The sequence below is a fragment of the Photobacterium sp. GB-210 genome, from assembly GCF_003026075.1.
In the GTDB taxonomy this organism is placed as follows: domain Bacteria; phylum Pseudomonadota; class Gammaproteobacteria; order Enterobacterales; family Vibrionaceae; genus Photobacterium.
The window spans coordinates 1-1014 of record NZ_PYNU01000053.1 but is presented as its reverse complement, the minus strand read 5'-3'; the positions used below and the strand labels follow the sequence as shown (position 1 = coordinate 1014).

Annotated in this window: 1 rRNA gene; it reads left to right on the top strand. The window is 50.6% G+C overall.

The features are described from left to right. Window positions 1–1014: ribosomal RNA gene (locus C9J38_RS21520) — 23S ribosomal RNA — on the top strand; the annotation flags it as partial.

Below are 1014 nucleotides of genomic sequence, written 5' to 3'. Positions count from 1 at the left end.
ATAGTTGCTAGGATTAGACCCGAAACCGAGTGATCTAGCCATGGGCAGGTTGAAGGTGAGGTAACACTTACTGGAGGACCGAACCGACTAATGTTGAAAAATTAGCGGATGACTTGTGGCTAGGGGTGAAAGGCCAATCAAACTCGGAGATAGCTGGTTCTCCCCGAAAGCTATTTAGGTAGCGCCTCGGACGAATACTACTGGGGGTAGAGCACTGTTAAGGCTAGGGGGTCATCCCGACTTACCAACCCTTTGCAAACTCCGAATACCAGTAAGTACTATCCGGGAGACACACGGCGGGTGCTAACGTCCGTCGTGAAGAGGGAAACAACCCAGACCGCCAGCTAAGGTCCCAAAGTTATAGCTAAGTGGGAAACGATGTGGGAAGGCTCAGACAGCCAGGATGTTGGCTTAGAAGCAGCCATCATTTAAAGAAAGCGTAATAGCTCACTGGTCGAGTCGGCCTGCGCGGAAGATTTAACGGGGCTAAGCTATACACCGAAGCTGCGGCAATGAAGTTTACTTCATTGGGTAGGGGAGCGTTCTGTAAGCCGTTGAAGGTGAATCGTAAGGTTTGCTGGAGGTATCAGAAGTGCGAATGCTGACATGAGTAACGATAAAGGGAGTGAAAAACTCCCTCGCCGGAAGATCAAGGGTTCCTGTCCAACGTTAATCGGGGCAGGGTAAGTCGACCCCTAAGGCGAGGCCGAAAGGCGTAGTCGATGGGAAACGGGTTAATATTCCCGTACTTCTTATAATTGCGATGGAGGGACGGAGAAGGCTAGGTGAGCCTGGCGACGGTTGTCCAGGTCCAAGTATGTAGGCTGATGGTTTAGGCAAATCCGGACCATCTTAAGGCTGAGATACGATGTCGAGTCACTACGGTGACGAAGTCATTGATGCCATGCTTCCGGGAAAAGCTTCTAAGCTTCAGATTATAAGAAATCGTACCCCAAACCGACACAGGTGATCAGGTAGAGAATACCAAGGCGCTTGAGAGAACTCGGGTGAAGG